The organism is Tahibacter sp. (assembly GCF_032229445.1).
Lineage (GTDB): Bacteria > Pseudomonadota > Gammaproteobacteria > Xanthomonadales > Rhodanobacteraceae > Tahibacter.
Window position 1 is genome coordinate 36,703 of record NZ_JAVTWC010000087.1, and the last position, 7,946, is coordinate 44,648.

The following is a 7,946-nucleotide window of genomic DNA, read 5'->3' on the forward strand; positions in this document are numbered from 1 at the left end:
GCAGACGCAGGCGTATGCCGCCCTCAGCTGCCGTTCGCGAGAAACTTCGCGGCAAAACGCTGCGCGATGCGCGGATCGAGCTCATGCGCGGCGGGGTCGATCGCGAACAACTGCGCGAGCTGAGCGACACGCTCGTATTCCGCACGGTCGGACATGCAGTGCTGGAACAGGCTGGCTGTCTGTGCCTGCAGTTGAGCCGCCTGCTGGAACGCGTTCGGATCAAAGCGCGGCAGCTTGGAGTACGACTCTGCCGGCAACGTATCAGGCCGCCAGCGAAACGTCAGCGCGCTGCCGTTGTGTTTGGCCGTCAATGGCAGCGACATGCCCTCGCGCACCTGCACTTCGGGCAGGAACTGCAGTGCCTGCTTCCAGTGGAACGACTGTGGCGCTCCCGGCGCGTTCGACAGCCACTGCTCCGGCGCGAGCTGCAGGTCGAACCAGAACAGCACCGCTCCGGCGGTGCCGTCGGCGCTGGCGACGAGATCGATCTCGCACTCCTGCGGTTCCGGCGACGCGCTGGCAAAATCGAAGGCGAAGACGTCGAAGGCTTCGCTCAACGGCCGGTGCACGATGCGGTTCGCATCGACGTTGATGAATTCCGGCGAGAAGCGGTACGGATTGAGGATGTTGACATCGATGTCCCAGATCCGGTCGAGACGATACTCGACCAGCATCGCGCGCACGCGGCCGGCCATCGGCACGTAGATCGCATCATCCGCAAGCAGGTGCTCGCGTGCGTAAGCGAGAAAATGCAGCACACCCTCACCGATCAGGCTGCAATCGAACAGTTCGAATACCGCGAGATCGGCCTTGCCGGGCAGATCGTCCGGAACCTTCAGGTGACGGCAATCCTTGTTGATGATGTGCACGCGCTCGCCGGCCTCGTTCGCGCCGAGCACCTTTTCGGCTGCGCGGGCAAGCGCGCCGTCCAGCTCGCAGGCATCGACGCGTCGTGCACCGAGTTGCGCCGCCATCATCGAGAGCAGGCCGCAGCCACCGCCAATGTCCAGGACAGCTGCCTCGCTGCGTTCCTGCAGACGCTGCGCGAGCGCGCTGCGATATGCAGAATTTCTCCCCTCGTCCACGACCATCGGCAAGTACCAGCTCGGCAGCGCGCCCGAACGCAGTTCGCTCGCGGCAGGAACGGTTTCGAAATAGATCCGCGACGTATCCACATGGATGCGCAGCGCCACTGTCGAGCCGACATCAAGCACAGCCGAATCGGCATATTGGACCGCGGGCCTCACGCTCGTCAGACCGCTGCCCGGACACGTATCGAGGCGCCCGCCACCCAGATCGAGATCGAACCAGAACACGATCGCATCCAGCCTACCCTGCTGCACGACCGGCAGTTCGCGCGACCAGACCTGCTCGACGAAGTCTTCCAGATCGATCTCGCCCACTTCGCTCGCCGGGGTCAGCGCGGTCCAGCATGCTTCGGACAGATCCAGCGGCTGCGGATACGGCGCCCAGCGCAATCCGCTCAGCGCCTGGAGGTCGAATCCGGTACCCGGATACGCCCACTGCACGCCCATGGCGAACACGCGCGCCTTGCGCGGCAACACGCGCAGCTTTGTCGCGCCGCGTTCGCGATAGCCGCGAATCGTACGCACGATGCCGGTACCGAGCAGCGTGTGGTCGAGATTCGGAAACACGAGCCAGTCGTAGTCGGCGGGCTGCAGTTCAGCCGGGCCGAGCACGTCGATCGCCGCAGCGAACTGCTCAAACGATGCGCGCCTTTCCTCCTCGGTCCACGACGGCACGTCCGCGCCGTGCCTGGCGTGCCAACCTGCGAGCAGGTGCTTCTGGATCACGCCGGACGCGATGCGCGCGTCCAGCGCCGAGGGTTCCACCACGGTCACATGTGCAGCGCCGTGCACCAGTGCGCGCACCGCGAAAATGCCTAACTCGCTGCCGTGCAGCAGCACGCGGCCGCCCGCCGTCGCGGCCAGCGCGTCATCCCAGGTCTGCAGCCAGCGCTCGTCTTCCAGACGCTCGAGCGAGTTGCGCGCCGAATGATGGATGCTGTAGCGCCACAGGTGCTGCTTCAGGCCCGCCACCATCGCCGGGTTCATCGACGATGGTATCGCCGGGTCGAGCAGCAGCCTCGGATCGAATCGCGTCGCCGGCGGCGGCTCGATCACGGGCGGCGGTTGCTGGGCCGCCGATTCCGGGTCCAGCACCTGCTGCAGAACCTCGTCCTTGCGCAACTGCTTCTGAAAGTAGTCGAGGCGTTGCCGGACCGCCTCGTCGTCGGGCTCCAGCGCGGCCAGCTTGCGGTAGGCGTCCACGGCCTCGCGCGCGTTGCGCAGCCCGTCATGCGCTTCGGCCAGGAGCCGCGCCGCGACGCAGTTGTCGGGTTCCAGCCCCGCGACATGCGTAGCGTCCTCGATGATCAGCACCGGCTCGTCGCGTTTGCGGTTGAGATTCGCGCGGTCGAGCCGCCAGCGGACCGAGTCGGGCTCGACCTCTACCAGTTGGTTCAGATAGGTCAGCGCCTCCTCGACCTCGTTGCGACGCGTCGCTTCTTCTGCCATGCGTGACAGCATCGGCACCGCCATATACAACACGTTGCCGGGTACTTCAGCCAGCGCCGCCTTCATCTCCTCGGGATTGCCGCGTGCCAGTGCGCGCTGCAATCGCTCGTGCCACTCCGTCATGTTGCGGTTTCCCTTCTGCCGATTCTCTAGAATACGAGCCGTTCGCGCGAATTGCCAACGTCGTCGTCGCTGTTTTCGTCGGTCTCCCGCGACCAGCGGATTGCGTCGATGCGCCGCGCCAGCGCCTCCAGGTCGCGGCATTCGAACATCGCCTCGAACGGCACCGGGACCTCGAGCCGCGCACGCACGCGCGCGATGGCCTGCATGCCCAGCAGCGAATGCCCGCCGAGCTCGAAGAAGTTGTCGCGGCGCCCGACACGTTCGACACCGAGCAGTTGCGACCAGATGGACGCGAGACTCGCCTCGGTGCCGCTCTGCGGTGGTTCGTACTCGCGTGCCGACTGCGTGCCGGCATCGGGTGCCGGCAGACTGCGGTGATCGAGCTTGCCGTTGGCCGTCACCGGCCACGCCGCCAGCGACACGAACGCGGACGGCAGCATGGACTCCGGCAGGTGCTGCTTGAGATGCATGCGCAACACGTCGGGCGATACGCTCATGCCGTCGCGGGGAATCACGTAGCCGACGAGGCGTACGTCGCCGTCGCGTGCCAGCGGCCGCACGACGGCTTGCTTCACACTCGCGTGCTGCGCGAGCAGCGCCTCGATTTCCCCGAGCTCGATGCGCACGCCGCGTATCTTGACCTGCTGGTCGCAGCGGCCGAGGAAGTCGAGCAGACCATCTGCGCGATAGCGCGCAAAGTCTCCGGTGCGATACATGCGGGCGGTCGCCGTTCCGGCGAACGGGTCGGCGACGAAGCGATCCGCGGTCAGGTCAGGGCGGTTGCGGTAACCGCGCGCGACGCAGGCGCCACTGATATAGAGCTCACCGATGAAGCCCAGCGGAACCGGCTGCAGCTGTTCGTCGAGCACGTACAGGCGCGTGTTCCACATCGGACGCCCGATCGGCACGCCGCTCGACGCCGACTCGCGCAGGCACTCGAAATAGCTGACCTGAATAGTGGCTTCCGTAGGCCCGTAGAGATTGTGCAGACGCGCGCCCGCATGCGCGGCGAAGAAGCGCTCGACGAGTGCTGCGGGCAGCGCCTCGCCGCCGCAGGTCACGTGACGCAGCGATGGACAGTCCAGCGTCGGTGCCTGCGTCAGGAACGCAGCCAGCATCGACGGCACGAAATGCGTCAGCGTGATCCCTTCGCTGCGAATGAGCCCGTAGAGGTACTCCGCGTCGCGGTGTCCGCCAGGCCTTGCCAGCACCAGGCGCGCACCGGTCATCAGCGGCCAGAGCAGTTCCCAGACCGAGAAGTCGAACGTGTACGGGGTCTTCTGCAACACGCGATCGCCCGCACCCAGGCCGTATTCCGCCTGCATCCACGCAATGCAGTTGAGCAGCGCCGCATGGGATATTTCCACGCCCTTGGGTTGGCCGGTCGAGCCGGAGGTGTACATCACATAGGCGAGCTGCTCGCCGTGCACGCGCACCACCGGGGTAATGGGGCTGCCGGAAAAATCCACGCTGTCGATCGCGCAGATCAGCGTATCCGGAACGACCGGTTTGAGCCGCTGCGCAAACGCCGCCGTCGTGATCAGCAACGTCGGTTTCGAATTGCCGAGCACGTAGGCGATGCGCGCATCAGGCGATTCGGTATCGATCGGCAGATACGCTCCGCCGGCCTTGAGCGTGCCCAGAATCGCCACCAGCAGTTCGATCGATCGTTCGAGGAACAGCCCGACCGCACAGTCAGCCCCGACCCCGCGCCGCACGAGGTAACCGGCGAAGCGGTTGCTGCGCTCCTCCAATTGCGCGTAGGTGATCTCCTGGGTCCCGATACGCACCGCGACTGCGTCCGGCGTGAGGCACGCCTGGCGCGTGAACTGCTCGTGGACCCACTCGGTGCCGACATCGACGCACTGCGGTGCGCATACCTGGGCCAGCAACCGCTCGCGTTCCTGCGCCGTCATCATGTCCGCCCGCTGCAACGGCAGCGCCGGCGTCGCCGTGCACACGCTGCGCAGGAAGCTCGTCAGCGCGGCGAGCACCGACTCCAGTTCCCAGACTTGGTGCTGACCAGGATAGGCATGCAGCGACAGCCCGATGCAGCGCCCGGCATCATCCAGCCCATAGCTGATCGTCAGGTCGTGCCGGTCGGCCGCTTGCACCTGCACGCCGCCGCGCGCCTCGGGTGTGCCGCCCTCGACGTCGATCGCGACGCGGAACGCCTCTTCGTCGTCGGCGAGCAGCCCGGCTTGCAGCGGCGCGTAGTCGCGTGCGTACCCGGTGGACTGTCGTCGCTGTGCGAGAACGCTCTGCACGTTGGCGCCCACCGCGGCCGCCGCCTCCGCGACCACCACGACCGGCACAAACGCCTGCGTAGCCGCCACGACATCGTGCGCCGCCGCAATCGTCACCGACGAACCTACCCGCGGCCGTTGCGTGCCGGTGGCCCGCTGCACGTACAGGGCGATCAACGCGAACATCAGATCGGCGACGCTGCAATCCACTGCGCCGGCATAGGCGCCGATTGCGTCGGTCAGTGCTGCCGGCAGATCGCCGCCGATACGGACCGGTGCCGACAAGGGCTGGCGACTGCTGCCCGCGGCGAACGTGACCGCGACCGAATCGGCCAGCACGCTGCGCCAGAAATCCTGCGCCGCTCCCGACCGCGGGCCGTAGTACCACTCCGTCTCGACATGCCAGTGCCGTCGCAGCGATCCGCCCGGCGCAGCTACCGGCGACGCCGATGCATAGTCGGCGAGGCACTGTCGCGTCAGCGCGTCGGCCTGTGCCGAATCCAACGCCAGCGGGTGATAGCGGAAGCCAAGACGGAATCGCGCATCACCCAGTTTGACCAGCAGTCCGTCGAAGGCGGCCGCATCGAGTATGCCCGCGTCGCATCGCGCGAACGCCTCGATCGCCGCCGTCGCAGCCGCTTCCACGTCGGGCGCGACGGACACGTCCACCTGCGAGAGTTCCACGGGTACGGCGGCAGCGACCTGCTGCAGCACGCGTCCGGGCGCGACCGCTTCGAAACGCAGCCGCAGCGCCTCCGTTCGTGCCGACAGCGCGTTCGCCGCCTGCGCGAGCCGCACCGGATCCACGGCTTCCGCCAGTTCGACGATGACGCAGATCATGCGCGGGACCGTCGTCGCGGCCGCATCGTCGATCTGCCGCCAGCGGATCTGCTGCACGGCCGTCAGCGGATAGCGGGCTCGGGCAACGGCCTCGTCGTAAGGCAGGCGCAGATCGATCTGTTCCAGGCGCACAGCCGGCTCGTCGACGACGCTGCGGGCGAGCCGTATGAGACGCTCGCCGAATTCCTGCACCGTCACCGGATCGAACAGGTCGGTCGCGTATACGAATTCACATCGCATGCCTCCCGCATCCGGCCGCGCGATCCAGGTCAGATCATTGATCGCTCCCGAATGCAGCGTTTCCAGCGGCAGCACGGCAATGCCCGGCAGCGTACCGCCGGCCTCATGCTCTTCGCGCAGCACGAAATCCACCTGAGCGATCGGCTCGTAGGACAGGTCGCGCGTGCGTACCAGTTCGGCGACGAGCCATTCGTAGGGAAACGTCTGATTGCCCAGCGCGTCCAGCGTGCCCAGGCGCACCTGGTCCAGTTGCGTGGCGAACGTGACATCGCCGTGAATGATATTCCGCAGTGGCAGCATGTTGACGAACAGCCCGATCACCCCGGCGACCTGCGGATGCGTGCGTCCGGAAGTCGGCGATCGAACGACGATGTCGGCGCTGCCGCTCAGCCGCGCCAGCAGGACCTGGTACAACGCGAGCAGCGTCATGTACAGGGTCGCGCCGGCCGCGCGCGACGTCGCTTCGAGCAACGTCGCCACGCGCACCGGCAACTCGAAGTAATGGTTGCCTCCGAGAAACGTCCGGCGCGCCGGTCGTGCACGGTCGATCGGCAAGGTCAGCAGCGCCGGCGCGCCAGCCAGGCAGCCACGCCAGTAGGCGCGCTGCTGTTCGAGCGATTGCTGCGTCATGTGACCGCGCTGCCAGGCGACGAAATCCACGTACTGCAGCGCGACCGGCGCCAGCCCGGGACCGGGCTGCCCTTGCACGAACGCCGCGTAATGCGCGCCGAACTCGATCAGGAACAGTTGCACCGACCACTCGTCCCATACGATGTGATGCACGTTCCACAGCAGCACATGCGATCTGGGTGAGATGCGTACCAGGGTAGCCCGAAACAGCGGCGGCTGTGCCAGATCGAATGCGCGGTCGGCGAGTGCATGCAGTTCGGCATGCAAGCCGTCGTCGTCGATATCTGGCCGGTCCAGGACTTCCAGCGTGATCGGCCGCGCCGGCTCGATGACCTGATGCGGCGACCCATCGTCGCTCACGTCAATACGCGCACGCAGCGCACCGTGTCGTTGCACGACCGCGGACAGGCTGCGCTCGAGCGCGCCGACGTCCAGCTCACCTTCGAGCCGCAGCGTCATCGTCTCGTTGTACGCCCGCACGCCCGTGCCGAGTCGCTCCACCAGCCATAACGCTTCCTGCGCGTAGCTCAGTGCCGTCGGCGTTTCGTCCGGAATGCTCGCCGTCGGCGCAGCCGCCGTCTTGCGTTGACGCAGCAGCCGATCCGCCAGGGCTTGCAGTTGCTGTGGGGTAAGTTCGGACACATCGTGACGGGAAGACATTCACTACCTCATCTGATTATGTGATCTCGAATAACCGTCGTTTTGTCGGATTCGAGTCGACGAGACCGGCGCGGGCCCGGATTCGTCTGCCCGGATCATTCGCTCACGCGCTGATCGCGAGCGGCACGTTTCCGTGCCGCGGGCACCCTGACGGCACGCGAGATGCACTTGGTCGGGAAGCGCACCGAAGTCCACCGAATGCGGAGCAACCCGGATTGACGACACGCGTCCGCGGCCATGCCACGCGATGCCACCGGTAGTGCGCGCATCCCGGTCACGAGGCGCGCAACCAGGAGTGCAGCCGGCACAGCCGCAGCGAAACGCAAATGCGGCACTATCGACACCATTGCGCGCTCATCACGTGGCAGGCATAGCGCCGTCGCAGTCGTCATCACGCCCGGCCTAGCCCGCCCGATCACACGCCGCGAATCTCGCGGCCGCCCTGCCACCGTGCCCCCTTGTGCTGCCGACGTCCAGTGTCCTGTCCCGCAAGTACCATTCCTGGCGCTACCGCACTTCTACCTGGCACCCGATCTCCACAACCGCGCCAAATACCTGCTACGCGGGCATCTGGCGAGCCCGGCCCGTTGGGCGTTCAGAGTGATCAGAATCTGTGGTTCTGGGCGATCACTCTTCGTCCCGGCCCGTTGGGCGTTCAGAGTGATCAGAA

At 66.5% G+C, this 7,946-nt stretch carries 2 protein-coding genes; both read right to left on the reverse strand.

The window, feature by feature from the left end:
• Positions 1-23 precede the first annotated feature (23 nt).
• The gene (locus tag RUU78_RS15190) at positions 24-2,660 is read right to left on the reverse strand and encodes a 50S ribosomal protein L11 methyltransferase (RefSeq protein ID WP_313918056.1); all 2,637 of its coding nucleotides are present in this window, start codon (positions 2,658-2,660) and stop codon (positions 24-26) included.
• Between the two features lie 26 nt (positions 2,661-2,686).
• Positions 2,687-7,276, reverse strand: coding sequence for a non-ribosomal peptide synthetase (locus RUU78_RS15195; protein ID WP_313918058.1), 4,590 nt, complete (start codon positions 7,274-7,276; stop codon positions 2,687-2,689).
• Positions 7,277-7,946 lie beyond the last annotated feature (670 nt).